The organism is Glutamicibacter sp. NPDC087661 (assembly GCF_044743275.1).
Lineage (GTDB): Bacteria > Actinomycetota > Actinomycetes > Actinomycetales > Micrococcaceae > Glutamicibacter.
This window is the reverse complement of the sequence record NZ_JBIUWE010000002.1, coordinates 165,647-191,081: the sequence shown is the minus strand read 5'-3', so window position 1 is coordinate 191,081 and position 25,435 is coordinate 165,647. Positions and strand designations below refer to the sequence as shown.

Here is a 25,435-nt window from a genome sequence, read left to right as displayed (position 1 = left end):
TCGTGCTCTTGCCTGCGTTTCTAGTAGGTGCGATCGGCCAGGACCTCGGCCGCTTCATCCTGGGTGAAGGCGGCGTCTTCAACGACGATGCGCTTCTCCACAGATTCGCCGGCTACAACCTTCTTGGCGATTTCTGCCAAATCCTCGCCCAGCAGCGGGTTGCATTCGACGATGTAGTTGATCTTGCCGTCAACCAATGCCTGCATGCCGTCCTTGACCGCGTCAATGGTGACAATCTTGATGTCCTCGCCTGGCTTCTTGCCTGCTGCCTCGATGGCTTCAATGGCGCCCAAGCCCATGTCATCGTTATGGGCGAAGACCAGATCGATATCGTCATGGGAGTTCAAGAAACCTTCCATGACCTGCTTGCCGCCTGCACGGGTGAAGTCACCGGTCTGCGAGTCGATAATCTCGATGTCCGTGCCCTCAATGGCCTTTCCGAAGCCTTCCTTGCGGTCGATGGCCGGTGCTGAGCCGGTAGTTCCCTGCAGTTCGACAACCTTCAGGTCCTTGTCCAGATTCTCTACAACCCAATCCCCGGCCCGCTGTCCTTCTTCAATGAAGTCGGAGCCGATGAACGAGGCAAAGAGCGTGTCATCGGTGGTGTCAACGGCGCGGTCCGTGAGGATCACCGGGATATTGGCGCTCTTGGCTTCTTGCAGCACAGCATCCCAGCCCGTTTCTACCACTGGGGAAAACGCCAGGACGTCAACGCCCTGCGCGATGTACGAACGCAGAGCCTGGATCTGGTTCTCCTGCTTCTGCTGGGCATCAGAGAAGCTGAGCTTGAAGCCGTTTTCTTCGGTCAGGGTGTCTTGGATGTCCTTGGTATTCGCCGCGCGCCACCCGGACTCGGCGCCAACCTGCGAGAAACCGATGGTAATGGTCTCAGAACCGGATCCTCCGCCTTCGCTGCCACTGGAATCCGAGCCGGCGCATGCGCTCATGGCTGCCATAGCTGCGATGCTGAGCGTTGCCAAGCCAGTGCGCAAAAAGGTCTGTCGTTTCATCGTGAGTTCCTCCTCGTAGGTCCCCGCCGGATAATGGTGGAGTGAATGGTCTCCGGCACCAGAACAATGTGTCGATGGTCACAATGTTAGCGCTAACAATTTAGGGTGTGAAGAGCCTTCCGGCTTTTGATTTCTTTTTCCATTGCCAACGGGCGACGCTTTTCAATCTAAATCGATATCCGACTAGGTAAAAAGGAATCAATGAGAGAAGGGAAATTATCCGGATTTAATCAATTGTTTGTTCGTCAGCTCGGCATTCGGAACAAATATCCCTGAATTCTTGTCCTGCTTGACGGTGCGCCTCATGCAAGGATGCAGTGTGCGAAACTGGGCATGTGGATGCACAAATTATTTACACGATTATCGCCGGGCTGCTGCTAGTTGTATCGGCATTGGGCACCATCTTCCCGGTGCTGCCCGGCTCGTTGCTGACGATCGGCACGCTCTTGGGCTGGGGCTGGCTGCTGGGTTCCGGCGCTTCCTGGTGGGCGGCCGGCCTGGGCATGGCGATCGCCCTGCTGGGCTGGTCCGCCTCTGCGATCCTGACCGGCAAGAAACTCAAGGAACATCAAATCCCCAAGGGTTCCATTCTCTTTGCGGTCGTGGGTGCCATCGCCGGTGCTTTCCTCATTCCCGTGATCGGCATGTTCGTCGGTTTCGCAGTGGGCCTATTCGCCGGTGAAAGCGTGCGCCGGCGCGAAGTCTCCGGCGCGCTCGGCTCATCCTGGGCCGCGTTGAAGGCCATGGGCCTGGGCATCGTCGTGGAATTCGGCTGCGTGCTGCTGGCCTCCTCAATTTGGGTCATAGGCCTGATTACCCACTTCGTAACGCGCTAGATCCAGCCCATCTCGCGGGCGTAGCGCGCGGCCTCAATGCGGTTGGCAGTGCTGGTTTTGCCGATCGCATTGGACAGGTGGTTGCGCACAGTTCCCACCGACAGGTGCACCGCCGAGGCAATCTGCGATACCGGCGAGCCTGAGGCGGCCAGTGAAAGGATCTCGCGCTCACGCCCGGTTAGCGGGTTGCTGCGGCTCTCCACGCTGAGCATGGCACGCTGCGGATCCACTACCTTGTCCCCGCAATAGACCCTGCGGATGGCGGCAATCAGCTCGGCCGGCGGAGAATCCTTGACCAGGAAGCCGTGCGCTCCGGCTTCGAAGGCCTGGCGGAAATATCCGGGACGGTCAAAGGTGGTCAGGATCAGCACCTTCACCTCGGCGTGGCTGGCCTTGAGTTCTGCTGCGGTGCGCAGCCCGTCGTGCCGCGGCATCTGCACATCCAGCAACGCGATGTCGGCGGGGTGCGCATCCAGTGCGGCGGCGACCTCGTCACCGTCGGCGCATTGCGCAACGACGTGGATGTCTTCTTCGAGGTTCAGCAAGGCTGCCAGCGCGCCCCGGACCAGGTGCTGGTCATCGGCGATGAGAATCCGGATCACGCTGCACTCCCCTCTGCCTCGAAGGCCACTTGCACGCTGGTTCCGCCCAGCCGCGATGCCCCTACTGTACAACTGGCACCGAATTGCTTGGCGCGTTCCTGCATTCCCCGGATGCCGTGGCCTGGCGTGCTGGCTTGCAGGCCATCCCCGTCGTCATCGACGCTGACTTTTCCGGGTTCCAGATGCAGCACGATGGTGCTGGCGTGCGCGTGGCGCAGCACATTGGTGACCGCTTCGCGCAGGATCCATGCCACATGCGAACGCAGCTGCATCGGGACTTGCTCGGCGGTTCCTGCCACCGTGAATTCGAGGTTGTTGTCGTCGCACGCCTGCTGCAGCTCGGCCAGTTCCCCGGCCAGGTCCTGGCGGCTGAGCCCCTGCACCGTCGTGCGCACGGAGTCCAGCGCGTCCACGGCCAGGGCGCTGAGTTGTTCCAGTTCCCCGCGGGCCTGGGCGTACTGTTCCTGGTCCATCAGGCGCAGGGCCAGCTGCGCCTTCAAATTCAATGCGGTCAGCGAATGCCCGATGCCATCATGCACGTCCCTGGCCACGCGTTCCTGCTCGGCGACCAGCAGGTAGTCGCTGCGGATCTTTTCTGCTGCGGCCGAGCGCCGAATGGCGGCCACGGTAATCGCGTACACCACCATCAGCACGAGGTTCAGGCCGATCAGGAAGATCGCGTCCATGAACTGCCCGTAGACGATCGGCAGCGCGAAACTGAGCACCAGCACCGCGGCGTAGGCCGCGATGGCCCACTTCCTGCTGAGCAAGAAGATCGCGAAGGAGGTGATGAAGGGGAAGAGCCCCATGGTGGTCAGCCCGATGACCGGGATGCCCAGGGCGATAATCGCGCAGAGGACCAGGAAGTTCGCATGCGCCCTGCGAGCGCTGGTTCCGCCTTGCCCGATGTTCTGGGAGAATTTGGCGTACGACTGCAGGTAGACGGCGGCGAAGAGGGCGATCAGCGCCAGGCCGATGATCCGGGTGGGCAGCGTGTAGTCTTCCACGAGAAGGTCCAGCACCGGGAAGACCAGGAAGATCACCCAGACGCCGGCGATCAGCCAGCCTCGGCGATCCCAGAATTTCTGGTCCTCGTCGATCTCGCAGAGCGGATCGTCCGCTGGCGCGGCGCCGGGCAGGTTGCGGCTCACTGGCGTGCCTTGGCCTTCCTGGTGGCGAGTACCGCGAAGAGAACGAAGATGAGTGCCCATGCCACTAGGTTAGCGGTTGGGATCCACAATGCGTCCGGGGCCATTTCGACTCCGGCGGGCATGTCCTTGAGCAATGGGTAGCGGGCCAGTGCTACGTAGCCGTACATCGGGGTGAAGCGGGCCGCGTCGAGCATGCCTCCTTCCAGGGGCATGAAGACATTGCCGAAGAAGGCGAAGAACACCATCAAGCCTGAGGCCAGGCCCAGGGCCGATTCGGATTTGAACACCATGCCCACCCCGATGCCGTAGCAGGCGAAGACCATGGCGCCGAGCAGGATGATCAGGTAGCTCGCTCCCCAGATCCAGCCTTCTTGCACTTCGGCTCCAGTCGCGGCGCCCAGGGCGAAGACTACTGCTGCCGAGGCACCGGCTACGGTGGCCGCGACGATCATCTTGCTGCTGACGAACATGGCCGGCGGCATTTTGGTCAAGGCTATTTGCCTGCCCCATCCCTGCATGGTTTCGGTGGCCACGGTCCCGGCGATTGCCACAGTGCTGACCGCCGCCCCGTAGGCTGCCATGGAAATCATCAGATAGAACTTCACGTTGCCTGCGCCCAGCTCGAACTCGGTGTAGCTGGGGATGTTGCCGAACAGGATGTACATGGCGGCGGGCAGCAGCAGGGCGAAGATCAGGTTGTACCCATCGCGGAAGTGCCGTGCGAATTCCACGCGGATGTAGGTGCTCATCATGATGCGTCCTTGGTCAGCTGGATGAAGGCCTCTTCCAGGCTCGGCGAGGAAATTTCCAGGTCGTAGCCCTGGTAGTCGGCGAGCAGGGCGGCCGCGAAGCGGTCCGAATCGACGCTGTGGAAAGCGAAGCGCAATCCGTTGCGTTCGGCTACCTGCACCGAATTATCAAAAGCTCCGGCTCGTTCGGCATGCTCCTCCGAGGGGAAGGAAGCGCTGACGGTGCGTCCGGAGATGAGCTTGCGCAGCTCTTCGGTGGCGCCGTCGGCGACAATGCGGCCTTGGCTCATCAGCACGGTGCGTTCTGCGAAGTTCTGGGCTTCTTCCAGATAGTGCGTGGCGAAAATGACGGTGCGCCCTTCGGTAGCTTCTTCTCGCATCGTGGCCCAGAAATCCCGGCGGGCCATCACGTCCATTCCGGCAGTTGGCTCATCGAGGATCAGTACATCCGGGTCGGGCAGCAGAGCCAAAGCGAACTTGATGCGCTGCTGCTCGCCGCCAGAGCATTTGCCCACGCGCCGCTTGGCGATTTTATCCAGCCCCGTGCGTTCCATGACCGGCCCAATGCGATCTGCTTGCTCATGCATGTGGGCGATGACTGACACTGTCTCCTTGACGGTCATATCGCGCAGCAACCCACCGGTTTGCAAGACGGCAGAGACCCTTCCAGCGGAGATGGCTTGGCGCGGATCCAAGCCGAGGATTTCCACCGACCCTCCTGTGGGTTGGGTCAGGCCCAGGATCATGTCCACGGTTGTCGTCTTGCCAGCTCCGTTGGGTCCTAGGAAGGCCACGATCTGTCCGGTCTGGATCTGCAGGTCAATGCCCTTGACTGCTTCAACTTTGCTGCGCGGCGTTGAGAAGGTCTTCTTCAAGCCGCTGAGCGAAACTGCATTCGTTCTAATCAGCGTTTCCATGCTTCTTAGTCTTCCCCCTTTGCCGGGTGTGCAGAAGAGCAGAAAGTCATGCGTTGCCCATGACCGTTGTCATGGACCGAATCCAGGTGGCTCGATGCAACCTCGCCGACTTTTACGTCGAATCCCGCTGTGAGCTTGGCAACTTGCCGCTTCCCAATGCTCCCTCGGCTCTCGTTGCTGGCCCCGTGAAAAGCCATGATCACTACGGGTCAACGAACAACTTGGAGATTTTCGCCCTTGTGGCCGGGTTGTCCCCCATCAGAGATTACGGATGGCACTCTGGGAAACTCACAGCGTACTCACGTAGGATTTTTGCTGTGCTAGATCATTCTTCGTTTCTTTCCCTTGTGACCGATTATGCGGCTCCAACCATGGGCGCGGCTTTCCTGCCCGACTGGTTGAACCCAGTCGTCTTCCTGAACAACCCCGCGCTTGGCCCATGGGTCTTGCTGCTGGTTTGCGCCATTGTCTTCGCCGAGACCGGCTTGCTGGTGGGCTTCTTCCTGCCAGGCGACTCGATGCTCTTCACCGTTGGCATGCTCATTGCCACCGGCACCATCCAAATTCCGTTGTGGCTCTTCGCCGCCGCGATCTTTGTCTGCGCCTTCGCAGGTGACCAGACCGGCTACATCATTGGCAAGAAATCCGGACCTGCCATCTTCAAGAAACCGGATTCCCGCTTCTTCTCGCAGAAGAACGTTGAGCGGGCCCACGAGTTCTTCGAGAAGTTCGGCGGCCGCGCGGTGATCCTGGCACGCTTCGTTCCAGTGGTCCGCACCTTCGTCCCGGTAATCGCTGGCGTAGCGAGGATGAACCACAAGACCTTCATCCTCTACAACCTGATCGGTGCCGCCCTGTGGGGTATCGGCGTCACATTGCTGGGTTATTGGCTGGGCCAATTCACCTGGATCGAAGAGAACATCGACCTGATCTTCATCCTGATCGTCCTCATCTCGGTGATCCCTATTGGTGTTGAACTGCTCAAGGCCCGCAAGCCGAAGAGCAAGACCCCCGAAAACTGATCTTCAAGCACTTCGGCGGCGGAACTGACCGCCGCCCCACTGTACGCCGCGGCGCATCAACCAATGTTCACATGGTTGGATTGTGCCGCGGCGTACTCCTTTGCAGACAAGATTTTCGTCATTGTCCACGGCTTGAATCGCTTCACGCGTGATCGGGCGGATGGCATTGGCCAGCACTTCGCAGTCGCAGAATCCGCCCAGCAGCTGCATTTTCCGGTCAATCGCGGTAGCTCGCGGAGCGCTCGCATCGCGATAAGACAAGAGGAAGAGATGGGTCCCGTCGCATCCTTGCGCGCAGACCGCACGATACAAATAGCACGCAAGGCATTCATGTTCGACAGGTTCGAGTACTGCAGGCATTGGTGGCTCCTTGAAACAGTGGATGGCAGTAACGAAGCGTTACTGCCATCCACTGTCCATTTTGAAGCGCCGCGCGCAGCGCATTGCTCACCTAATGTGGAAAACTAGCTTCCTGCCAAGCTCTGCCGTAGGAAAGCCGCAACGCGTTCCAGGGCTTCTGCCACACGCTCATATCCGGCCGCGAAGGACAAGCGGATAAACAGGTGGCCTTCGAACGGATCAAAGTCGCCGCCAGGGGTCAGCGCAACATGCGCATGCTCCAAAACCGCTTGGCAGTACTTGCCCGCAGAACCGAAATGCTCCAAGACTTCGGGGGCCAACCGGCCGTAGAGGTAGAAAGCCCCATCGGCGGGAGCTGCCTCGCTGATGCCCAAGCTGCTGAAGTGCTCCAACACGTGGGCTCGGGTGCGGGCGAACTCGTCCACGCGCTCATTGGCTTCATCGAGGCTCCGCTGTTCAAAGGCAGCTACCACCGCGCGCTGTGCTGGCGCTGGAGCGCACAAGGCGAGGTTCGAAGCCAGTGCGTCCACCGTTGGCACTAGCTCATCGGGCACGATCATCCAGCCCAGGCGCCAGCCGGTCATCCCCCAGTATTTAGAGAAGGAGGAGACAACGATGGACGAGCGGGAGAACTCCCACGAGGTATGTGCCTTGCGGTCTGGGACGAATTCAATGCCGTGATAGATTTCATCGCTAATCAGCCGCACATCATTTGCTTCGCACCAGGTGGCCAAGTCCGAGAGCTCGCCTGCGCTGAACATGGTTCCGGTGGGATTATTCGGCGACGCAACAACCAGCCCATCGAGGCGTCCATGCTCCTTCTTGGCCGCCTCAAGCAGCTGCACGGTGGGCTGGTAACGCTGCGCTGCACCGGTGGGCAGGTCGACAACTTCCAGCCCCAGGGCACCCAGAATATTGGCGTAGGCCGGGTAGCCGGGACGGGCCAGCGCCACCACGTCTCCAGCATCGAAGGCTGCCAAGAACGAAAGCTGGAATGCACCGGAGGAACCTGTGGTCATCACGAAGTTCTTTGCGGGGATCTGTAAGCCATAGGTATCGAGGTAGTGCTTCGATAAGGCCTGTCGGGTTTCGAGCAGTCCCGCAGTTGAGGTGTACCCGAAGTCGGCATGCTCGGCATGCAGCTTCGCGGCCAGGTCATTCACGGCCGCTGGAGCACCGCCGCCAGGTTCTCCCACGCACAACGAGATCACGTCGTGGCCGGAGGTCCGCATCGTGGCGACCTGATCAACAATTTGCATCACTTCAAAGGGAGCTACCTTGGAACGCTGGGAGGCTTGCACTGTTTGTCCTTCTTTTCGCAGGCGTGGAAAACCGAAGCGCCCTCGCTTTGGTCTTCTCAGCTATCTGCTTCAAGGCTATCGGCTCCAGCTTGGTATTAGTGCGCGAGACAGCCGGTGAGCAGGCTCACCGACCCAGTTCACCCTTCGTTTGCCTCATATCCACCCTTGGGGCACGCGCCCCGGGCATCCTCAAGGTACCCGCCTTTTGCAGGCGACACCTCGCACAGGAGAACGCACTATGAACAACAAGCCCCTCTCGGCCGCACTTGCCGCCGCTGTATTGATCCCGTTGGTCTTGGCGCCGGCAGCCAGCGCCGCTGCTCTGCCAGGAACCGCTGCTTCCGCGCTTCCAGCGGTAACGGCCTAGTCCCCAGAACCGGGTTTCCGCGTACTGCCCTACCTCCAAGCTCCTGCTGCCACGTCGATGAGCATCAACTGGATCAGCGAAACCGATGAGCCGGGCACGATAAGCCTCTCGGGACCGGGACTGGGAAAGTCCGGGAAGCAGAGCAGCGCACCACAGTACCTGGATCTCATGGAATACACCCGGGCCGAACTTGATCAGCAGATCGAGGGCTTGGAACAGGGCTCGTGGTTGAAGTCGAATTCGAACTACAAGCACTCGGTGACCTTCCAGGGCCTGCTGCCCGGAAAGTCCTACAACTACACCGTGACCCAATCAGGAGAAACCCACAGCGCGGCTTTCAAAACAGCTCCCAAGGGCGGGGCGTGGAAAAACGTGCGCATCATTGCGTTCTCAGATTCTGAAACCGAACCACGCGGACGCACCGAACACCGCGAGTGGGAGCTCTCCCCGGTCAACGGCTACACCGCAGATTCCATCCAGCGTCCGGGCGCGGGGTCCAAATGGGACCAGCAGTTCGGCATGACCACCCGCAACGGCGAACCGACCCTGCGCTACCCGCTGGACCAGTCCACCGCATTCAACGAGAACCTCAAGCACATCGAAGCTGCCGATCCGGACCTGGTCATGATGGCAGGCGATCTCACCCAGGGTTCGGGATACCAGCCGGCGTGGGATGAGCTCTTCGGCCATGTGGCCGGCGAGCATTCGGACTTGGCCTCCAGCGTTCCGCTGCTTCCAGCTTTGGGCAATTGGGAAACCTATGCGGCGCTGAACGGCGGCTACGGCACGGAAACCGACCTTGACCCCGGTTCACATTTTCCCCCAGCAGGATTCGGAATACCAGTTGGAAAAGACCGAGCGACGCGCCTATGACGACGTCGTGAGCTTCGCGGTAGGCAAGGATGGCGTGCCGCTGGCGAAGTAGTGCCCACGGCAGCGACGACTTGTCGCCACGGCTGCACGTAGTGGAGTATTGAAGCAGACGGCAAGACGCTGGTCAGAGCATCGTAGAGAGTAAGGCAGCAGATGAGTGAGCAACGCGTTTTCAAGGCAGTAGTCGGCAAGGAAGGCGGCTGGTGGAACATCTGGGTTCCGGAATTGGACCATGTGACGTCCACCCGGAAATCACGCAAGATCGCCCTTTACACCCGCTCACTGATCGCTGCGGTTCTGGGGATTGACGAGTCTTCCTTCCGCGTGGAACGAGAAGTGGTCAGCGCCGAAGAATTCGAACGCCGCTACACCGAAGCCGTGCGCAAAGCCAACGCCTGAGTTGGTATTGGTCGCCGTTTCCCCTACCCGGGCAAACGGCGGCCTTTTGCTATTTGCCCGTCTTTTCCAGTTCGCGTTCCTTGACCGGGTGACGGGAAAGGATCGAAATCCGGTTGAAGGCGTTCATGGCGGCGGCAATCCATTGGATGGCTGCCACTTGCTCCACGCTGAGCACCAGACGGGCCGATGCCACCGCGGCGATACGCTCTTCTGGCTTGGGCAGGTCGGTAGCGGCTTCAGCGATGGCTAGTGCTGCGCATTCTTCTTCGCTAAACAGGCCGCCGCATTCATCCCATGTGCTCAGCAGGTTGATGCGTTGCAGGCTCTCCCCTGCGTCCAGTGCCTTGCGGGCATGCAGGTCCAGGCAGTAGGCACATCCATTGATCTGCGAGACGCGCAGGTTCACCAGCTCGGCGGTGCGGTCGCTGATTCCGGCTGCGCGGTAGGACTGGGCGACATCTTTGGAAAATCTGCCAATCGAGTTCCATAGCTCTGGATTGGTCTTATCAAGGAAAAGCGGGTCTGAAACGGCCATATCAGAACCATACATGCAGTCGTAGACCTCCTGCACGAAGAGGGGTCGTTAACGCACCGTGGAGACCAGCGAAAGCTGGTCTCCACGGTAAATGCTACTTGTCGCCGTCGGCTGCGAGCTGGCCGCAGGCGCCGTCGATTTCCTTGCCTCGGGTATCGCGCAGCGTGGTTGGCACGCCGAGCTCATCGAGGCGGCGAACGAACTTGGATGTGATATCCGGTTCGCTGCGGGTCCAAATGGAGCCCGGCACCGGGTTCAGCGGAATCGGGTTCACGTGCACCCAGCCGCGGCCGCGCGCGTTCAGCTTCTTGGCCAGCATTTCTGCACGCCATTCGTGGTCGTTCATGTCCTTGATCAGCGCGTACTCGATGGAGACACGGCGACCGGTCTTCACGTAGTAGTCGTACGCGGCATCCAGTGCCTCGTCGACCTTCCAGCGCGAGTTGACCGGGATCAGCTCGTCGCGCAGCTCGTCATCCGGCGCATGCAGCGACAGCGCGAAGGTGACCTGGACATTCTCCTCGGTCAGCTTGCGGATCGCCGGAACCAGGCCAACGGTGGAGACGGTGATGCCGCGGGCGGCCATGCCCAAGCCCTCAGGGGCATCGGCGACCATGCGGTGCACGGCGTTCATCACGCGCTTGTAGTTGGCCAGCGGCTCGCCCATGCCCATGAACACGATGTTGCCCACGCGCTCCTCGGGGTGCTGGCGTCCGCCCAGTCCGCCTTCGGCGATCACGCGGTTGGCCTGGACGATCTGGTCCAGGATTTCAGCGGTGGACATGTTGCGGGTCAAGCCCGCCTGGCCGGTGGCGCAGAACGGGCAGTTCATGCCACAGCCGCACTGCGAGGAAATGCACAGGGTGATGCGGCCCGGATAGCGCATCAGCACGGACTCGACCAGCGAGCCGTCGAACAGGCGCCAGAGGAACTTGATGGTCTTGCCATCATCGGTTTCCAGGCGCTTGACCTCGGTGAGCAGCTTCGGGAACATGGCCTCGGCCAGTTCCGCACGGCGCTCCTGGGGAAGATCGCTCATCTTCTCCGGGTCGGTGGTGTAGTGCTGGAAGTAGTGCACGGAAAGCTGCTTGGCGCGGAAGGCCGGCAGTCCCAGCTCCTTCAGCTTGGCCTGGCGCTCGGCCAGGGACAGGTCAGCCAGGTGCGTTGGCGGCTGGGAGACACGGCGCTTGGTGGCGAACTGCAGCTCTGGACGACCATCGGCACCCATCTCCTGCTTCCAGCCTTCGGCGGTTGGAACGACCTGGGCGCGGCCTTCGGCTTCGGCTCGGGACTTGGAGATGCGCATCTGCTGGGCGCGCTGGGCCGCGGCCTGCTCATTGCGCAGTGCCTTGCGTTCTTCGGCGGAAAGTGGGGTGGAATCGATGGAAGTCATTGCTACCTATTGTTTCATGTATCCGCGAGTATTTGGCGGTGAGTTTGGGCACGCAAAAACAGTGCCGCACCGCCAATCTACCGGCGGCGCGGCACTGCTGCATTCGGGTGTTCAGTACTTGACGGATTCCTTCAGGTGGCCGAGGTTGCCCACGGCACCGGCAAGGTCCATGTCTCCCAGATGCCCGCTGGTGGCAGAGGCCGGTCGGTCTTTGCTCCAGTGCCGGAATCCATCCTGATGCTCGTAGGTGACCACCGCATCACCGGTGCCGGCCATGACCGCCTCCAGCTGGAAGGTCTCGCCCCAGATGGACTCGCCGTGGTCGGTTTCACCCAGGTAAGCCCTGACTTCTCCGCTGACCGAGCCGTTGGCGAGCTGCTTGTCGATGTGCACTTCCTGCGCCGTTGGGCGCCATCCGGATAGATGCTCCATTCGCAATCAGTCTTCGAAACGTTGCCATTTCGTCATGCGACGGGAACCGAACGCTGTCCGGGACCGGTCATCGTGAAGTCGCGCGCCACCTTCTCATGCAGCCAGGCACTGGAGGCCAGCCGGGAAAACGCCGAATCCCGCAAAGGGACGGCCCAGCGCGGCAGTGCACGGCCCAGCAGCATGTTCGCCTGCGCATGCCGGGCCGCACTGCGGGCGGCCCCGAGCCGCAGGTCGTCCAAGGCTTCAAGGGGTGCCCTGGCGGCAATGAGCTGCACCACCGCCTGCGCATCAGCCAGCCCCAAGCTCAGCCCCTGCCCACCGATCGGGCTGATCTGGTGGGCCGCATCGCCCAGCAGCACCACGCGCCCATGGACCATCGAGGGCACCATCCGGGTGGCAGTGCCGAAATTGCTGGTCATCGTGCAGGCCTCGGCGTCAAGAAGGTATCCGGTGCGGTCCAAGATGGTCTCGGCCAGCATGCCCGGCGAATCATCGACCTGCGTTTGCTCGATGCGCACCACCCAGCGCCGCCGCGCAGCGGGCAGCGGGAAGGATTCGACAATCCCCTGCTGATGCAGGAAAAGCGCGGCAGTGTGCGCCAGCCCAGTGGTCTCCGGGAAGTCCCCCATCAGGTAGCGGTCCCGATGGTCCCTTCCGGCAAAGCCCACGCCGAGATCCCTGCGGACCGCGGAACGGACCCCGTCGGCTCCGGCCAGCCACAGGGCCCGGTGAACCACGCCGCCAGCGGCAAATTCCACGGCTTGCTCCGATTGCCCAAGTACCTGCTCGAAAGCGCACTCCATCATCAATGACCCCGGTGCCAGCTGCTCCAAGCGCTCGCGCAGCAATTGCTCGGTGTCCTGCTGCGGCAAGGACAGCACATAGGGATACTGGCCGCCAATAGTGGAGAAATCCATCGAAGCGATACTCCGCCCGCGCGAGATCCCCAGTCCGCCGCGGATCTGCACGCCGCCGCGCTGCACCGCCGGTCCCACGCCGAGCCGCGCCAGGACTTCTTGCGCTGGAGGATGCAGGCCGATGGCGCGCGAGTGGGCTACCGGTGCGCCGCGCTGCTCGAAAACCCGAACGGCATGCCCGCTTTGGGCGAGCTCTATGGCCAGCGCCAGGCCCACCGGCCCGGCGCCGATGATCGCGGCGTCATCCATGGCCGCCAGCTTCCCAGAGCAGCAGGTTGCGGTAGGGCCGCTGCGTGCGCACCTCCCAACCAGGGCGGAGCAATGGCCCCAGTTCCCCCGGCACGAAGCTGCGCCGAATGGAGGTCAGGCCATCGCGCCGGATCAGCGAACTGCCTGCCAGCGGCAGGGTCGCCAGCCCGAACAGGCCCAGCGCCACCGGGGAACGCCGGATATCGCTGTGCAACCCGATCCCGGTGCACAATTGCTCGGTCTCGTCCTGCAACTGGCGCAGCTGGTCCGTACCCAGATGGTGCAGCAGGTGGTTGGAGAGCACCAGGTCGAACTGCTCGCCGTCGGCCGCTAGCCGGGTGCTGGTCGTTTCCCGGAATTCCAGCACCCCGCGCGGCAGCTTGCAGCGTTGCAGCGCTTGCCGGGCGTAGGAGATGGCCCGGGGATCCGGGTCGATACCGCACACTGCCACCTCGAACCCGTCGGCGAGCGCCCAGCGCGCCAGATTCGCCGCAATGTCTCCTCCCCCGCAGCCCACGTCCAGTATCCTGGCCCGGACCCGGCGCGCCAGCAACGGGCGGATGCACTGCACGTAATTGCCCCGCCAGCCGGCTACTATCCGGTTCACCAGAGGGAACTGGGCGTAGGTGCGGCGCAGCAGCACCGGGTCGCAATCCGGGCGGTCCATTTCCTCGATGGCTTCCGCTGCCCGCGCCAGCCGGAGCATTATCCTTGCCGGCATATGGTGAACAGCCCGGATTCCACGGTCAGCCCCGGACCGAATGCCATGGAGCAGACCCTTTCGCCCTGGTCCGCAGCGGCCGCTTCCAGGATTTCCTTGAGCACGAATAGCACCGTGGCGCTGGACATGTTCCCGTAGCGATCCAGGATCGCGCGGGCTGGCACCAGCTGCTGGTCATCCAGGCCCAGCCGGTTTTGCACCCGGTCCAGGATGGCCCGGCCCCCGGGGTGCAGACCCCAATGCTGGATCCGGTCCACAGAGAGTTCCGGGTCGGCGTCCTTGGCCAAGAGCGGCTGCAGCGCCCCGGTGATGTGCTCGTCGATGATGTGCGGAACGTAGGTGCCCAGCACCATCTCGAATCCATGGTCGCCGATATTCCAGGCCATGGCCTCCTCGCCCACCGGGGTGAGCACGGTTTCGAAGCCGTCCATTTGCAGCAGCCCGCTGCCCTGCGCCGAGACGATCACCGCCGCGGCCCCGTCGGCGAAGATGGCCGAACCCATGATGGTGTCCGGGTCATTGGAGCTGTGCACATGCAACGTGCACAGCTCGGCGCAGACCACCAGCACGGTGGCTTGAGGATCGGCCAGGCAGAAGTCGCGGGCCGCGCGCAGGGCGGGGAACGCCGCGTAGCATCCCATGAAACCAAGGTGGTGGCGCACGGTGCTCGGTGCCAGCCCCAGCGCCCGCACGATCTGGTAGTCCGGGCCCGGGTTGTAGAACCCGGTGCAGGAGACGGTTATGACGTGGGTGATATCTTCCGGGGCAAGGTCCGGGCAGGCGTCGAGGGCCTTTTTCGCGGCGTTCGTGAACAGCGCGCTGGCCTGCTTCGCATAGATGCCGTTGCGTTCGGCGGTGCTCGGGGAGAGCAACCGGCCTTCAACCCGGTCGTAGAACAGCGGAGTTTCGGGTTCGGGCAGGGAGAGGTCGAATTCATCGACGCAGCTGTACCTGGTGCTGATCGCGGCGGAGTTGAACGAGGTGGCGATGAGCCGTTCACCCAGCCGGCTCAGGTTCGGCTGGCTGGCGAAGACATCGCGGATCTCTTCCTGGGCCAGGGTCGTCGCGGGAACTGCGGTTTGAATCGTGCGGATCTTCACTGACATGACCCGAGCCTAGGACCGACGCGGCGGAAGGTAAACAGTTTTGGCGAATTACCAGCAATAGCCCGGGTATTCTGTTCCGCCGTGCGCGTGGATTATCTATCCCCTGCGAAGAATATGATTATTGTTATTAACATCAGATTCAATCGATCACGCATGAAGAGGTCAGCTTGGCAAAGGCATCAGTTCATTCCCTGGAGGGTATCCGCCGAACCATCCTTGATGGCTTCTGGTCCCCCGGCGACCGCCTTCAGCCGACCACTTTGGCAGAACAGTTCGAGACCAGCACCACCGTGATCCGCGAATCGCTGACACGGCTAGCGGGGGAAAACCTGGTGGTCATCCGCCCAAACCGCGGCTTCTTCGTGCCGGATCTGAACCTGCGCGAACTGGCGGATATCACCGAACTGCGGTGTTCCACCGAGGCACTGGCCGCCCGCTTGGCGGTGGAGCGCGGAGATGTCGCGTGGGAATCGAACTTGATCGCAGCCCACCACAAGCTTTCGCGCACCCCGCGGCGTTTGCCGGAGGAACCTGGCACCGTCAACCCCGCATGGTCCGAGGCGCACCGCGAATTCCACCATGCATTGCTGGTACCGTGCGATTGCCAGCCGATGCTCAAGCTCTCTGCCGACCTTTCGAACTTCACCGAGCTGTACCGCCGCTGGGCTGCCCCGTCGAAGGCCGCAGGCAAGCGCAACGTTGAGAAGGAGCACCAGGAAATCCTGGATGCCGCCTTGGATCGTAATGCAGCCCTGCTCGGCGAGCTGCTCAATAGCCATTACCGCTCCACTATCCAGGTGGTCATGGATGCGGGATTGAGCACCCTGCGCTGAATCATCGCGCAGTAGTCTTTCCTTGCGGGCGCCGTCCAGCTATTTCTTTCCGGGCGCGGGCGGAATGACGCGCTGGGTAACGATGGCGGCGTTCATCGCTGCCACTGCCCGTTGCGCTGAATCGGCTGCCGGTGAATCCTGTGCGAGTTCCGCAATCCGGGACTGCGCTTGGCTTCCCGACATGGGTGCCAGCTCGTCTTCCAGCACATGGTTCACCAGGCCTATCGCCTGCAAGATCGCGAGCACGGTGGTATCGCTGGTTCCCGGGATCTTCTGTCCGTGCAGGGCGCCTTGTAAATCGGTCCGGATCTGGCGCTGGATCTGCTGGTTGATGAGGCGGACCCGTTGCTTGCCCAAGCCCAGCAGTGTGCGTTCGCCGTATTCGATAATCCCGGCCTTGGCCAAGGAATCGGTCAGCGAGCGGGCATCGCACAAGGAATTGATCTTCACCGCTTCGTCGAGGCTCAGATTGCCTCTCTTTTCCAGCTTTTCCAAAGGCGCGGCGAGAACTGGATCCGGGCAGGGGCCGGCACCGATGAGGTGGATCTGCCGATGCTGATCCTCGCTCAACGCCACACGCCCAGCGATCATCAAGTCGGTGATGATGGCAGCATTCATGCCGTATCCCGTAGCTGATACAACTGTCTCCGGCTTTTCGGAGTCATCGGCCATTAGCAAGTAGAGCTTTTCCGCAATCAACATATTTTCAGGCTACCGGCCCGCAGAGGCGAAATGCTTCAGCCTTCCGACGGATATTCAAGTTCAGCCGCCCTTGGCCGCGGACTTCTTCGCCTTGGCTACTTCGGAAGGCGAGTGGGTGGTTCGGGGTTCTGAACGGTCCTGGGTCATCGCCGAAGTCGTGCGGATGAACACCGAGATCCAGCTGAACATGATGGCCACGACCGAGAGCTCGAAACCGGTCAGGTTGTAGTAGGACCATTCGCTCCACAGCTGGAAGGCCGCCCAGATCGCGCCAATGGCCGCGTAGGACAGCATATGGAACACCGCAGGGTAGCCAGGCAGCAGCACGACGGTGCCCAGCAGCAAGAAGATCATGGCTGCCGAGACCATCTGCACGAAGGCCGAATGCACTTCCATGGCCACGTCGAAGGGAACCAAGCCAATGCCGATAATGCCGACCGAGACAATCAGCAGGCACCAGCGCACGAGCCACGGCCGCGGACGCACCATTCGTGCAATCCTGTATCTTTCCAGCGCCGGGCGGCAACGGTAGGACTGCGCCAGGCGGACCAGGTCGCGGGTCAGGAACTCGGTGAAGGCCGCCAGCACCAAACCGGAAATCACCAGGGTGAGGTTGAAGGTCCAGAAGGAGCCCATGCCGGCCTGCGTTGTTCCCAGCGAAGAGAACATGCTCTGCCACCAGCCTTGGTCTTCAGCCAGCAGCATGCTGATCAGCACGCCAGCGCCCATGAAGATGCCCAGCACCACGGAAAGTGATTCCGCGTTGATCCGCGCGGTTGCTTCCAAGGACAGGTAGGCGGAGATGCCCGTGGCGACGCTGACCGCCAACGCGCCTGCCAGCACATCCAGATGCAGCCCGTAGAAGGCCTGTTGGAACAAATGGAACACAACCAGCAGGATCATGACAGAACTGGCTACGTGCACCAATACGAGGCCCAGGGCCGTGATGATCTGGCGCCATTTGGGGATCTTCTTCAGCCACGGTTCACGTGCCCGCAGCATCGAACGGAAAGCATAGGCGCTGCTGGTTCCGGCCGAGACAGCACCGCAAGCGGCGGAGACGATGCCCACGGACAGATCGCCAAAGAGCGGCGGACGCTCGCCGGCAAAGACAATGAGCCCCACAACCAACCCGAATAGGGAACAGAACAGGCCAGCCCACAGGGCACGGCGCTCAATGTCTAGTTCGCTGACTCGTTTGCTGAGAGTTACATCGGGATATTGGGAATGCACGGAGTACATTCTCTCATTTTCATTGAAGAACGTGTACCGCTCGCGGCGCCGCCGCACACCGCGCAGCAGCGCACTGCGCTAGTGGGAGGCCAAGTCGACCAAGCCGCTTGCCATGAGGCTCAAGGCACCGCCGAAGGCAATCAGTATCACGAATGCGCGACTGAATTTTTGCGGGATCCTCGGAGCCAGGTAATTGCCCAGCAAGATGCCCAGCACCATCGCACCAAGACAGGCACCCCACTGCTGCCAATCCAGTTGAGGCATGCCGCCCTTGGCGGCCAGGGACGTCAGCGACAGCACCAGGAAGTAGAGCTGCACGGAGATGGCGAATTGCGCCTGCGGCCAGCGGCTGGCCACAGCGTATCCCGCGATGGCCGGGCCGGAGACACCGGCCGTCACCGACATGAAACCGGAAACTGCCCCGGCACCGACGGCCAATCCCTTGCTTTGGGCCAGCGCTAGATTTCGAATCATGAAACTCGAAACCAGTGCCAGGATCACCATGAACGAAATGCCGATGGAAAGCCATGGACCCTCCAGCGAGTTCGCCAGCCAAGCCCCCGGAACGGTCATGAGCATGGCCGGTATGAGCATGAAGGCGACCTTCCGGTACTCGACCTGACGGAAGACCTGCGCAAAGATCAGCAAACTGCTGCAGGCGCCGAGCAGGTTGACCAGCATGACCCCCTCATGGGGTCCCAAGACCATGACCAGGAAGGGCGAGGAGACCAGCGCGAACCCCATTCCAGAGATCCGTTGCGTGGAGGCGCCCACGAAAACCGCAGCTGCCAAGCCGATTACCGCCACTAGTTGCACGCTGCCTCCGCTTTCCCGATTCCCATCCTCTATTACGTTAGTCCACGGCCAATGAGTCAATTGAATGGAGCCCGCTTCAGTTGGAGTTTTACGCTGTAGAGGTGAGCAATGACGTAGATTTCCTGATTATCGGCGGCGGCGCGATGGGCTCGGCGGCCGCGTGGTCCCTGGCCTCTGCCGGGCACGAGGTCCTGCTGCTGGAACGCTTTGCCCCGGGGCATATGGAGGGCGCCTCGCACGGAGCAACCCGCAACTTCAATCCTGCTTACACCGAACTGGAGTATCTTCGCCTGCTGCAGCGTTCCGACGCTTTGTGGGATTCGCTTTCCGAGCAAGCCGGCACTCTGCTGCTGGAACGCACCGGATTGGTCAATCACGGAATCGTTGCCGAACAACGGGCAATGCAGCAGAGCCTCGCCCACGCAGGATTCGGCAGCGAGCTGCTGAGCATCGCTGCGGCAGAAGAGCGTTTCGCGGGAATGAAGTTCGAGACCGAAGTCCTGCATATCCCCGCCGGCGGCCAGATCAATGCCGATCTTGCGGTAGCTTCGCTGCAGAAGCTGGCCGTAGCGCACGGAGCTGCCGTGGAATACGGGCACCGGGTGACCGCTCTGCAGGTGCTTGCCGATGACCGTGTCGAGGTGCAAGTCCAGCACCAGGGCACCGTTTCGGCTATCCGGGCCCGCCATGCCATCGTCACCGCGGGGGCTTGGACCGCGCTGCTGCTGGGCGATGCGCTCAAGCTTCCTGCCATCCACGTCACCGAAGAGCACCCGGTGCATTTCGCGCAGAAGGACCTGCCGGCGCACTGGCCGGGGTTCAACCACACCCTGGATCCGGCACGGGATATCGGATCACGCGTCTTCGGGCCCATCTACGGCATGCGCACCCCGGGGGAAGGCATCAAGGTGGGCTGGCATGGTTCCGGACGGATCATCGATCCGGAGCACCGGCCGCACCAGGCCAGCGACGAGCAGCTGCGCGGACTGCAGGACTACGCGGCACGCTGGCTTCCGGGAGCGGATCCTTCGCGCTACGAAACGGTGTCCTGCACCTACGCCAACACCGCCGACGAGCACTTCATCCTCGATTCGCTGGGGCCGGTCACCGTCGGCGCGGGATTCAGCGGCCACGGCTTCAAATTCGTGCCCGCCATCGGCGAATACCTGGCCGACCTGGCCCTGGGCCGGCGTGCGGCCGACCCCCTGTTTTCCGCGACTCGCACGGCGGCGAAACCGGTCTTCCTGGAACGCCGCCGCGCGGTCGGCCTGGGCTAGGGGCCTATTCCCGTTCGGTGGCGGGCAGCTGCTGGGTGATGCAGTGGATGCCGCCGCCGCGGGCGAACAGCTCGCGCGCATCCACGCTGGCCACTTCCCGTCCGGGATAGGCCGCCTCCAGGATGCTCGCGGCCTGGTGGTCGTTGGGATCATCGAAGCTGCAGGCGATGACCCCGCCGTTGGTCACCAGGTGGTTGATATAGGAATAGTCCACCCAGTCCTCGGCATCGCGCAGCACCGTCGGCGCCGGAACGGCAATGAGCTCCAGCGCCCGTCCCTGCGCGTCGGTTGATTGCTCCAGCCGTTCGCGCACCGCCTGCGAAATCGCGTAGTCCGGGTGCCGCGGATCCTGCTGGTCGTGGTAGAGCACCACGCCGGGCCGGGCGAAGCAGGCGACGATGTCCACGTGGCCGCGCGTGCCGAATTCCTCGTTGTCGCGGCTCAGCCCGCGATCGAGCCAAATGGTCTTCCGGGTTCCGAGCAGCCGGGCGAACTCGTCCTCTATGTCCTTCTCGGTCTTGCCCGGGTTGCGGCCCGGATCCAGCTGGACGCTGCGCGTGGCCAGTACCGTGCCCTCGCCGTCCACGTGGATCCCGCCGCCCTCGTTGGTGATCGACGCCCGAATCTCCTCTGCGCCAGCAAGGCGCGCGACATGGCCCGCCACCAGTCGGTCCTTGTCCCAGGACGCCCAGCTCTGCGCGCCCCAGCCGTTGAAATTCCAGTTCACCGCCTTGAGCTGGCCCTGTGCGGTGCGCACGAAGCTCGGGCCGGAATCACGCATCCAGGCATCGTCCAGCGGGTGCAGGCAGTAGCTGACCGCATCACCCAGATGGCGCCGGGCTGCGGCTTCGCTGGCCGGGTCCACCACCATCGTGACCGGGGTGAAAGCGCTGACCGCCCGGGCCACGGCGCTCCAGGCGGCGCGGGCCGCTTCGGCCTGCGCTTCGGTTTCTCCCAGCGTGTAGCCGCCGGAGGGAAATGCCATGAAGATGCGCTCATGGGCTTCGGTTTCTGCCGGCATGCGCAACTCAGGCATGGGTCTGCGTCCGTTCTCCCAGCTGGGCGTCTTCGCGCGGCGCCGCCAGCGCCGCGTAGGTATCGGGACGGCGGGTGCGCAGGAAGGGGAAGAGCTCCAGCCAGTCACGCCGGGCGTCCAGGTCCAAGGTGGCCACGAGCACCGCTGAGGCATCGCGCGGGGCGCGGGCCAGGATGCGGCCGTAGGGGTCCGAGATGAATGACGAACCGTAGAAGTCCAGTGCTCCCTCGTCGCCCCACCGGTTGGGGACAACCATGAACAGCCCGTTGGCAATGCCGTTGCCGATGATGGTCTGGCGCCACAGCGGCTCGGTGTCGAAGTCCGGGTGGTCCGGCTCGGAACCGATTGCGGTGGGATAGGCCAGCAGGTCCGCTCCGGCCAGCGAATAGATGCGCGGCGGCTCGCTGAACCATTCATCCCAGCAGGTGGGCAGGCCCATGGCCAGGTCCCCGAGCGCCGCGATGCGGTGCACCGGATAGGGCTCGTCATTGGGCCCTTCGCGGAAGTATTTGTCCTCGTAGTAGCCTGCGGTCCGCGGAATATGCAGCTTGTTGGTCAGCGCGACGATCCGGCCCTGCGGGGAAAGAACCACTGCGGTGTTCAGTCCCAACCCGTCGGCGGCCGGAGCCTTGCGGAACAGCGAGATGTGCACGTGCAGGTTGTACTTCGCGGCCATCTCGCGGGCGAAGGCCACGGTCGGCCCGTTCTCCAGATCCTCGGCGGTCTCGTCCGCGGCGTCGGCGTCCGGGATCTCGAAGGCCGGATATTTGCCCAGGGTCAATTCCGGGAGGAAGACGATGCGCGCGCTATGCTTGGCCGCGCGGGCAATGCCGTCCTCCAGTTCCCCGCGCAGTTCCCGCGGGTCTTCACGCCAGCGGTGCTGCACCAGCGCAATGGTGATCTCGCCGCGCGACTTGGCTTCGGCACGCGCTGGGGAAACGGGTGGTTCAAGGGCCAGGATCTCTTGCATTGGGCTCCCCTTCAGATATTAAACGAATGGTATTCGTTTACAGATTAGGTCCAGCGACGGCCTCGGCGCAAGAGATTTAACGAATGACTTTCGTTTATTTGTGTAAGCTCTACCCAGAACCTTCAACAACGGGAGAATTCATGGCCAGGCCTTCCAAGCCGAAGCTCAGCACCGCCGCGATCGCCGATGCCGCACTCAAGCTCGTCGACGCCCATGGCGAGTTCACGCTTCCGCAATTGGCCAAGGCCCTCTCGGTCTCCGCTTCGTCCCTGTACAACCACGTGTCCGGCAAGGATGAGATCATCGAGCTAATGAGAGGCCGGGCCATGTCGGCGATCAGCCTGCCAGATAGCGTTTCCAGCGACTGGCAGGAGATCGTACAGCAAATTGCCACGTCCTACTGGGAGTCGTATTCAAGGCACCCACGGCTGATCCCGCTGCTCACCAGCCACACAGTCCGCGACAGCACCACGCTGCGCGTCTACGATGCACTGGCCGAGGCCTTCGCTATGGCCGGGTTCGAACCGAAGCGGCGGCTGCAGGCCATCACGATCGTCGACTCCTTTGTGCTCGGATCCGCCTTGGATGCGGCGGCACCTGAGAATGTATGGGAAATCGACGGAGAGTCGACACGCGCTTTCAGCGAGACACTGGCCACTGCCCTGGGCGACGAGGACCGGGCGTCAAAGACCTTTGCGGTGGGCCTTGATCTGATTATCAATGGTCTATATTCGCTGCCAGGCTAGTGCGGTTGGCAGGTTAAACGCTTGTTGCTGCCCAGAAGTCCAGCGCTGCCATGAATTTGAGTAAAGCTCACCGGGGCTGAACTCCATGATCCGTAATTCGCCCTGATCGCCACCGTGAATTTTCTGTCGAAGCCTACGAGCAAATCCAGCAGGGCACCCAGTAGACCCTGGCTCGAAGACAGGGATGTCGTGTAGCTTCGCGTGTTGCCAGCAAGCGACTCTGTCTTTACCGTCGAGCTGCCATTGAGTTGTCCGGTGATGGTATAGGACGTTGGTTCTGGTCCGGAAACTGACCAATCGAATCGGATGGTTTGCTGGTCCCCGACATTGCCTGTGCATTTAGCGTTGGCTGGGGGCAGAGCCGTGAGCGCAGTAGCCGTGGCGGAAGCCGCCGCTTGGCTGGAGAAAGCTGCCTGGGTTTGTTCGATTTGAATCGGCAAAAGGCACAACGTGAGCATTGAAAACATGCCAGCCATCTGAATCAGGGTCCGTCGCCGAGATCGTTGCGACATGGATTCCCGACTAGCTCCGGATACCCGAAATTCAGTGGCTTGATGCTCGCGACCAGCAAAAGGGCCTGGGTCCATTTCGGCCTCATTCATGCCCTGCCCGGATGAAAGTCGGCCGCTTCCACCATCCCTCTTGATGAACGCGACATAGAGCAGGTAGGCGCACAGCAGTCCGCCGAGAAAATAGGCCCATGGCTGGGACAGCCACGATACGACGTAGCCCAGGACCGGTACACTGGCCAGCAGTTTGTCGACGCTGTCCACCGCATACGGTTGCAGGTCCGCGACGGGATTGGCATCACCCTTGAGGACCAGCCCCGCGTCCGTCTTTTCGACAACCCGGTGCGTCACCCGCACTTCGTCACTGATCACCACCGAAACCACGTCGCCCACGGCGACGTCCTCTACCGCGGTCGGAACAGCCAGCCCCAGGGAACCGGTGGGGATGCCCGGTCCCATTGATCCCGAGGCGAAAACCAGGGGCTTGATCCCGAAAGCCAACGCCAGCACCGCCATGACCAGGCACAGGGTCCCGGCCGCGGCGCAGGCGTTCAGCACGAGGCGCTGGAACAGCGTCAGCGAAGATCCTGTGCGGGGTCCAGTTCGATTCAACTTCATCTCATGAACCCACCGTCGAGGTGAAGTCCAGGGTGATTGCCGTCGTGGCGCCCTGCAGGGTATTGGCCGCGGTTACTGGCAGCGAGTACTGCACGCACAGGGTTTCGCTGCTGCCGGCGGCCAAGGGCCTGGCGGCCGAGGCACTGCCGAACTGGGATCCAGCGTTCTTCGACAGCAGCGTGGTTCCGCCCGAGCAAGTAACGCTGGAGCCGGTGCCGCTGACCGTGGCGCCTGTTTTTACAACGATATTGAGTGCCGCCCCCAGCGCAGCGTTGCCCGATTCGGTGATTCTTCCGCCGAAAACATAGGGCGCCGAGATGGAACCGGTGTTCTTCACTGTCACGACGGATGCCGATGTCGAGCCCGGAAACAGGTTATTGCCGCTGATGGGCATCTGGTAGCTGGCCGAGGTTGCGCTGGTCGCAGTAGCTCCAACTCCCAGGGCAACGGTGGCCGTGCTGACGTTCGAGGTAGCTGTCGCTTGTCCGGTCCATGAGGCCAGCGTCGAGACGGTGCCGAATCCTACGAGGACGCCCAAGGACAGAATTGCCTTGATGCGCATTGAACGGTCGCTCATTCTTCCACTCCGTCCGTTTCAAGTTCCTTTTGTTTCCTTCGTTGCGCAGCAAGCAACGATAATCCCCCGATACCCGCGATGCCTGCCGCCGCAAGCAGCGCCGCACCGCGGAACCCGGTATCTCCGAGCCCATCATGCCGCTCGGGAGGATCCGATTGGGGCAGCTCTTCCCTCGGCGCATCACTGTCGGGCGAATACCCTTCGTCAGGCGGCCGCGAAGAATCCGGAGCTTGCCCATCTCCGCCTGCTAATTCGACGGCGTCGATGCGCACCTGCAACGAAGGCACCTGCTGGTCCTCCGACTCATTTTTCGCCGACCAGGGCAGTCCGACCCTCAGTCCGAATTCCGCGGCTTTGTCCGGTTCCAACCGGACTACCGTGGCTCCGGCTGTTTCGAAATAGATCCTGGTTGACGCAGCGGGCTCGATCGTCCGGATGCGGACTTCGATATCCGACTCCCGGTCATTGCGAATCCACAAGGATCCTGTGGATTCAACGCCCGGCGCCAAGACCGGGGCTCCTCCAAATACCTGCGGTGGGGCATCGGAATAGACCCGGCCGTCCAAGCTGTAGCTTAGGCCCTGGTCAGTTTCCGCGGCTGATGCGGGCAGTGCCAGGCCGAGTGCCGCGCAGGGAATCACGGCCGTCATGGCCGCGCGGGCTGCAAGAAAACGGAGCTTCATCGATGCCCTTTCCCCTGCCGTTCACGCCATGCCCCGCCGAACATCACCAGCGAATACACGATCAATCCGCTCGTTGCGATCCAGGTCAGCCACGTTCTCTGCTGGAGTGACAGAGCGCTGTTCACGTATCCCAGGAGCGGGACGGAATACCAGAGCTTGCCCCGGATCTGTTCGGGTTGCACCGGCTCGTCATCGGCATTGTTTGCATCCCCGCGGAAAATGAATTGTTCTTCCCCGCCCAGGCTCGCGCCGATAGCGGAAACACGGTGCGTAACGACTTCAGGCTCACCTGATTCCAGCTGGTAGGTGGCAACCTCGCCAATGCGAAGGTGCTGTGGGTCAATCGGCTTCACCACCACCAAAGTACCGGGCGGCAAATGCGGCCGCATGGATCCGGTGAGCACGGTATACGCCGTCGCCCCGCCCAATTTCGGAACCACGATCATGACGGCAATCAGGGCAAGGACGATGAACAGCACGAGCCAGGAAAGCACC

The 25,435-nt window shown here is 62.1% G+C and carries 30 protein-coding genes; 8 read left to right on the top strand and 22 right to left on the bottom strand.

The window, feature by feature from the left end; translation table 11 throughout:
* Positions 1 to 20: 20 nt before the first annotated feature.
* Positions 21 to 1,010, bottom strand: a complete 990-nt coding sequence (locus tag ACIOTN_RS07750; protein ID WP_105656171.1) for an ABC transporter substrate-binding protein — start codon at positions 1,008 to 1,010, stop codon at positions 21 to 23.
* A gap of 317 nt (positions 1,011 to 1,327) precedes the next feature.
* Here ACIOTN_RS07750 and ACIOTN_RS07745 point away from each other — a divergent pair, with 317 nt between their 5' ends.
* Positions 1,328 to 1,846, top strand: coding sequence for a DUF456 domain-containing protein (locus ACIOTN_RS07745; RefSeq protein WP_105656170.1), 519 nt, complete (start codon positions 1,328 to 1,330; stop codon positions 1,844 to 1,846).
* On the opposite strand, the gene ACIOTN_RS07740 is transcribed toward ACIOTN_RS07745, so the two are convergent.
* Genes ACIOTN_RS07740 through ACIOTN_RS07725 form a run of 4 tightly spaced genes read right to left on the bottom strand, consistent with a single transcriptional unit; the run spans position 1,843 to position 5,265 of the window.
* The gene (locus tag ACIOTN_RS07740; RefSeq protein WP_105656169.1) at positions 1,843 to 2,448 is read right to left on the bottom strand and encodes a response regulator transcription factor; all 606 of its coding nucleotides are present in this window, start codon (positions 2,446 to 2,448) and stop codon (positions 1,843 to 1,845) included. The two genes, ACIOTN_RS07745 and ACIOTN_RS07740, sit on opposite strands and share 4 nt — an antisense overlap.
* The gene (locus tag ACIOTN_RS07735) at positions 2,445 to 3,599 is read right to left on the bottom strand and encodes a sensor histidine kinase (RefSeq protein ID WP_181148762.1); all 1,155 of its coding nucleotides are present in this window, start codon (positions 3,597 to 3,599) and stop codon (positions 2,445 to 2,447) included. The genes ACIOTN_RS07740 and ACIOTN_RS07735 overlap by 4 nt, the downstream gene beginning before the upstream one ends.
* The gene (locus ACIOTN_RS07730) at positions 3,596 to 4,351 is read right to left on the bottom strand and encodes an ABC transporter permease (RefSeq protein WP_105656167.1); all 756 of its coding nucleotides are present in this window, start codon (positions 4,349 to 4,351) and stop codon (positions 3,596 to 3,598) included. Before ACIOTN_RS07730 ends, ACIOTN_RS07735 begins: the two co-directional genes overlap by 4 nt.
* The gene (locus ACIOTN_RS07725; RefSeq protein WP_402735073.1) at positions 4,348 to 5,265 is read right to left on the bottom strand and encodes an ABC transporter ATP-binding protein; all 918 of its coding nucleotides are present in this window, start codon (positions 5,263 to 5,265) and stop codon (positions 4,348 to 4,350) included. Before ACIOTN_RS07725 ends, ACIOTN_RS07730 begins: the two co-directional genes overlap by 4 nt.
* 317 nt (positions 5,266 to 5,582) lie before the next feature.
* Here ACIOTN_RS07725 and ACIOTN_RS07720 point away from each other — a divergent pair, with 317 nt between their 5' ends.
* On the top strand, positions 5,583 to 6,287 hold the full coding sequence (locus ACIOTN_RS07720; RefSeq protein ID WP_402735072.1) for a DedA family protein: 705 nt from the start codon (positions 5,583 to 5,585) through the stop codon (positions 6,285 to 6,287).
* A 3-nt stretch (positions 6,288 to 6,290) separates the two neighbouring features.
* Here the strand turns inward: ACIOTN_RS07720 and ACIOTN_RS07715 are convergent, their stop codons facing one another.
* Both ACIOTN_RS07715 and ACIOTN_RS07710 read right to left on the bottom strand, forming a co-directional pair.
* Entirely contained in the window at positions 6,291 to 6,647 is a 357-nt protein-coding gene (locus ACIOTN_RS07715; RefSeq protein WP_105656164.1) for a DUF2695 domain-containing protein, read from the bottom strand.
* A gap of 104 nt (positions 6,648 to 6,751) precedes the next feature.
* Positions 6,752 to 7,948, bottom strand: coding sequence for a pyridoxal phosphate-dependent aminotransferase (locus ACIOTN_RS07710; protein WP_105656163.1), 1,197 nt, complete (start codon positions 7,946 to 7,948; stop codon positions 6,752 to 6,754).
* Between the two features lie 238 nt (positions 7,949 to 8,186).
* Here ACIOTN_RS07710 and ACIOTN_RS07705 point away from each other — a divergent pair, with 238 nt between their 5' ends.
* From ACIOTN_RS07705 to ACIOTN_RS07695, 3 genes are all read left to right on the top strand, one after another.
* Entirely contained in the window at positions 8,187 to 8,315 is a 129-nt protein-coding gene (locus tag ACIOTN_RS07705) for a hypothetical protein (protein WP_286134044.1), read from the top strand.
* A 24-nt stretch (positions 8,316 to 8,339) separates the two neighbouring features.
* Positions 8,340 to 9,188 (top strand): fibronectin type III domain-containing protein, encoded by an 849-nt coding sequence (locus ACIOTN_RS07700; RefSeq protein WP_402735206.1) that lies wholly within the window; start codon positions 8,340 to 8,342, stop codon positions 9,186 to 9,188.
* A gap of 153 nt (positions 9,189 to 9,341) precedes the next feature.
* A complete protein-coding gene (locus ACIOTN_RS07695; RefSeq protein ID WP_105656161.1) occupies positions 9,342 to 9,587 on the top strand; it encodes a hypothetical protein in 246 nt (81 codons plus the stop codon).
* Between the two features lie 49 nt (positions 9,588 to 9,636).
* On the opposite strand, the gene ACIOTN_RS07690 is transcribed toward ACIOTN_RS07695, so the two are convergent.
* The 6 genes from ACIOTN_RS07690 to ACIOTN_RS07665 form a co-directional block, all read right to left on the bottom strand.
* On the bottom strand, positions 9,637 to 10,122 hold the full coding sequence (locus tag ACIOTN_RS07690; RefSeq protein ID WP_402735071.1) for a carboxymuconolactone decarboxylase family protein: 486 nt from the start codon (positions 10,120 to 10,122) through the stop codon (positions 9,637 to 9,639).
* Between the two features lie 94 nt (positions 10,123 to 10,216).
* The gene (gene rlmN / locus ACIOTN_RS07685; RefSeq protein ID WP_402735205.1) at positions 10,217 to 11,428 is read right to left on the bottom strand and encodes a 23S rRNA (adenine(2503)-C(2))-methyltransferase RlmN; all 1,212 of its coding nucleotides are present in this window, start codon (positions 11,426 to 11,428) and stop codon (positions 10,217 to 10,219) included.
* 198 nt (positions 11,429 to 11,626) lie between these two features.
* A complete protein-coding gene (locus ACIOTN_RS07680) occupies positions 11,627 to 11,947 on the bottom strand; it encodes a hypothetical protein (RefSeq protein ID WP_105662045.1) in 321 nt (106 codons plus the stop codon).
* A gap of 32 nt (positions 11,948 to 11,979) precedes the next feature.
* The gene (locus tag ACIOTN_RS07675) at positions 11,980 to 13,113 is read right to left on the bottom strand and encodes an FAD-dependent oxidoreductase (RefSeq protein WP_402735070.1); all 1,134 of its coding nucleotides are present in this window, start codon (positions 13,111 to 13,113) and stop codon (positions 11,980 to 11,982) included.
* The gene (locus tag ACIOTN_RS07670) at positions 13,106 to 13,834 is read right to left on the bottom strand and encodes a methyltransferase domain-containing protein (protein ID WP_286134635.1); all 729 of its coding nucleotides are present in this window, start codon (positions 13,832 to 13,834) and stop codon (positions 13,106 to 13,108) included. The genes ACIOTN_RS07675 and ACIOTN_RS07670 overlap by 8 nt, the downstream gene beginning before the upstream one ends.
* Positions 13,819 to 14,940: a type III polyketide synthase gene (locus ACIOTN_RS07665; RefSeq protein ID WP_105662047.1), complete on the bottom strand. Its 1,122-nt coding sequence runs from the start codon at positions 14,938 to 14,940 to the stop codon at positions 13,819 to 13,821. Before ACIOTN_RS07665 ends, ACIOTN_RS07670 begins: the two co-directional genes overlap by 16 nt.
* A gap of 167 nt (positions 14,941 to 15,107) precedes the next feature.
* On the opposite strand from ACIOTN_RS07665, the gene ACIOTN_RS07660 reads away from it, so the two are divergent.
* A complete protein-coding gene (locus tag ACIOTN_RS07660) occupies positions 15,108 to 15,773 on the top strand; it encodes a GntR family transcriptional regulator (protein WP_105656154.1) in 666 nt (221 codons plus the stop codon).
* A gap of 39 nt (positions 15,774 to 15,812) precedes the next feature.
* Here the strand turns inward: ACIOTN_RS07660 and ACIOTN_RS07655 are convergent, their stop codons facing one another.
* The 3 genes from ACIOTN_RS07655 to ACIOTN_RS07645 form a co-directional block, all read right to left on the bottom strand.
* Positions 15,813 to 16,475 (bottom strand): GPP34 family phosphoprotein, encoded by a 663-nt coding sequence (locus ACIOTN_RS07655; RefSeq protein WP_105656153.1) that lies wholly within the window; start codon positions 16,473 to 16,475, stop codon positions 15,813 to 15,815.
* 60 nt (positions 16,476 to 16,535) lie between these two features.
* The gene (locus ACIOTN_RS07650; RefSeq protein ID WP_146112210.1) at positions 16,536 to 17,708 is read right to left on the bottom strand and encodes a hypothetical protein; all 1,173 of its coding nucleotides are present in this window, start codon (positions 17,706 to 17,708) and stop codon (positions 16,536 to 16,538) included.
* 78 nt (positions 17,709 to 17,786) lie between these two features.
* Positions 17,787 to 18,524, bottom strand: coding sequence for a sulfite exporter TauE/SafE family protein (locus tag ACIOTN_RS07645; RefSeq protein WP_146112945.1), 738 nt, complete (start codon positions 18,522 to 18,524; stop codon positions 17,787 to 17,789).
* An 80-nt stretch (positions 18,525 to 18,604) separates the two neighbouring features.
* Between ACIOTN_RS07645 and ACIOTN_RS07640 the strand changes: the two genes are divergently transcribed.
* Entirely contained in the window at positions 18,605 to 19,801 is a 1,197-nt protein-coding gene (locus tag ACIOTN_RS07640; RefSeq protein ID WP_402735069.1) for an FAD-dependent oxidoreductase, read from the top strand.
* A gap of 4 nt (positions 19,802 to 19,805) precedes the next feature.
* Here ACIOTN_RS07640 and ACIOTN_RS07635 read toward each other — a convergent pair whose 3' ends face one another.
* Positions 19,806 to 20,837: an agmatine/peptidylarginine deiminase gene (locus tag ACIOTN_RS07635; protein ID WP_219844106.1), complete on the bottom strand. Its 1,032-nt coding sequence runs from the start codon at positions 20,835 to 20,837 to the stop codon at positions 19,806 to 19,808.
* Entirely contained in the window at positions 20,830 to 21,807 is a 978-nt protein-coding gene (locus ACIOTN_RS07630) for a nitrilase-related carbon-nitrogen hydrolase (RefSeq protein ID WP_105656149.1), read from the bottom strand. The genes ACIOTN_RS07635 and ACIOTN_RS07630 overlap by 8 nt, the downstream gene beginning before the upstream one ends.
* Before the next feature lie 140 nt (positions 21,808 to 21,947).
* Here ACIOTN_RS07630 and ACIOTN_RS07625 point away from each other — a divergent pair, with 140 nt between their 5' ends.
* A complete protein-coding gene (locus ACIOTN_RS07625; protein ID WP_105656148.1) occupies positions 21,948 to 22,553 on the top strand; it encodes a TetR/AcrR family transcriptional regulator in 606 nt (201 codons plus the stop codon).
* Here ACIOTN_RS07625 and ACIOTN_RS07620 read toward each other — a convergent pair.
* Genes ACIOTN_RS07620 through ACIOTN_RS07605 form a run of 4 tightly spaced genes read right to left on the bottom strand, consistent with a single transcriptional unit; the run spans position 22,550 to position 25,434 of the window.
* Positions 22,550 to 23,680 carry a signal peptidase I gene (locus ACIOTN_RS07620; protein ID WP_105656147.1) on the bottom strand — a complete coding sequence of 377 codons (1,131 nt, stop codon included), beginning with the start codon at positions 23,678 to 23,680 and terminating at the stop codon, positions 22,550 to 22,552. The two genes, ACIOTN_RS07625 and ACIOTN_RS07620, sit on opposite strands and share 4 nt — an antisense overlap.
* Position 23,681: 1 nt before the next feature.
* Positions 23,682 to 24,257, bottom strand: a complete 576-nt coding sequence (locus ACIOTN_RS07615; RefSeq protein WP_105656146.1) for a hypothetical protein — start codon at positions 24,255 to 24,257, stop codon at positions 23,682 to 23,684.
* Positions 24,254 to 24,940 (bottom strand): hypothetical protein, encoded by a 687-nt coding sequence (locus tag ACIOTN_RS07610; protein WP_105656145.1) that lies wholly within the window; start codon positions 24,938 to 24,940, stop codon positions 24,254 to 24,256. The genes ACIOTN_RS07615 and ACIOTN_RS07610 overlap by 4 nt, the downstream gene beginning before the upstream one ends.
* Positions 24,937 to 25,434: a signal peptidase I gene (locus tag ACIOTN_RS07605; protein ID WP_402735068.1), complete on the bottom strand. Its 498-nt coding sequence runs from the start codon at positions 25,432 to 25,434 to the stop codon at positions 24,937 to 24,939. Before ACIOTN_RS07605 ends, ACIOTN_RS07610 begins: the two co-directional genes overlap by 4 nt.
* Position 25,435 lies beyond the last annotated feature (1 nt).

Bases quoted from the DNA above. Each gene is read 5' to 3' on its own strand.
- ACIOTN_RS07750 (WP_105656171.1), bottom strand. From the start codon at position 1,010: ATGAAACGACAGACCTTTTTGCGCACTGGCTTGGCAACGCTCAGCATC.
- ACIOTN_RS07730 (WP_105656167.1), bottom strand. From the start codon at position 4,351: ATGATGAGCACCTACATCCGCGTGGAATTCGCACGGCACTTCCGCGAT.
- ACIOTN_RS07725 (WP_402735073.1), bottom strand. From the start codon at position 5,265: ATGGAAACGCTGATTAGAACGAATGCAGTTTCGCTCAGCGGCTTGAAG.
- ACIOTN_RS07715 (WP_105656164.1), bottom strand. From the start codon at position 6,647: ATGCCTGCAGTACTCGAACCTGTCGAACATGAATGCCTTGCGTGCTAT.
- ACIOTN_RS07705 (WP_286134044.1), top strand. From the start codon at position 8,187: ATGAACAACAAGCCCCTCTCGGCCGCACTTGCCGCCGCTGTATTGATC.
- ACIOTN_RS07695 (WP_105656161.1), top strand. From the start codon at position 9,342: ATGAGTGAGCAACGCGTTTTCAAGGCAGTAGTCGGCAAGGAAGGCGGC.
- ACIOTN_RS07690 (WP_402735071.1), bottom strand. From the start codon at position 10,122: ATGGCCGTTTCAGACCCGCTTTTCCTTGATAAGACCAATCCAGAGCTA.
- rlmN (WP_402735205.1), bottom strand. From the start codon at position 11,428: ATGCGCATCTCCAAGTCCCGAGCCGAAGCCGAAGGCCGCGCCCAGGTC.
- ACIOTN_RS07680 (WP_105662045.1), bottom strand. From the start codon at position 11,947: ATGGAGCATCTATCCGGATGGCGCCCAACGGCGCAGGAAGTGCACATC.
- ACIOTN_RS07675 (WP_402735070.1), bottom strand. From the start codon at position 13,113: ATGGATGACGCCGCGATCATCGGCGCCGGGCCGGTGGGCCTGGCGCTG.
- ACIOTN_RS07670 (WP_286134635.1), bottom strand. From the start codon at position 13,834: ATGCCGGCAAGGATAATGCTCCGGCTGGCGCGGGCAGCGGAAGCCATC.
- ACIOTN_RS07665 (WP_105662047.1), bottom strand. From the start codon at position 14,940: ATGTCAGTGAAGATCCGCACGATTCAAACCGCAGTTCCCGCGACGACC.
- ACIOTN_RS07655 (WP_105656153.1), bottom strand. From the start codon at position 16,475: ATGTTGATTGCGGAAAAGCTCTACTTGCTAATGGCCGATGACTCCGAA.
- ACIOTN_RS07635 (WP_219844106.1), bottom strand. From the start codon at position 20,837: ATGCCTGAGTTGCGCATGCCGGCAGAAACCGAAGCCCATGAGCGCATC.
- ACIOTN_RS07630 (WP_105656149.1), bottom strand. From the start codon at position 21,807: ATGCAAGAGATCCTGGCCCTTGAACCACCCGTTTCCCCAGCGCGTGCC.
- ACIOTN_RS07625 (WP_105656148.1), top strand. From the start codon at position 21,948: ATGGCCAGGCCTTCCAAGCCGAAGCTCAGCACCGCCGCGATCGCCGAT.
- ACIOTN_RS07620 (WP_105656147.1), bottom strand. From the start codon at position 23,680: ATGAAGTTGAATCGAACTGGACCCCGCACAGGATCTTCGCTGACGCTG.
- ACIOTN_RS07615 (WP_105656146.1), bottom strand. From the start codon at position 24,257: ATGAGCGACCGTTCAATGCGCATCAAGGCAATTCTGTCCTTGGGCGTC.
- ACIOTN_RS07610 (WP_105656145.1), bottom strand. From the start codon at position 24,940: ATGAAGCTCCGTTTTCTTGCAGCCCGCGCGGCCATGACGGCCGTGATT.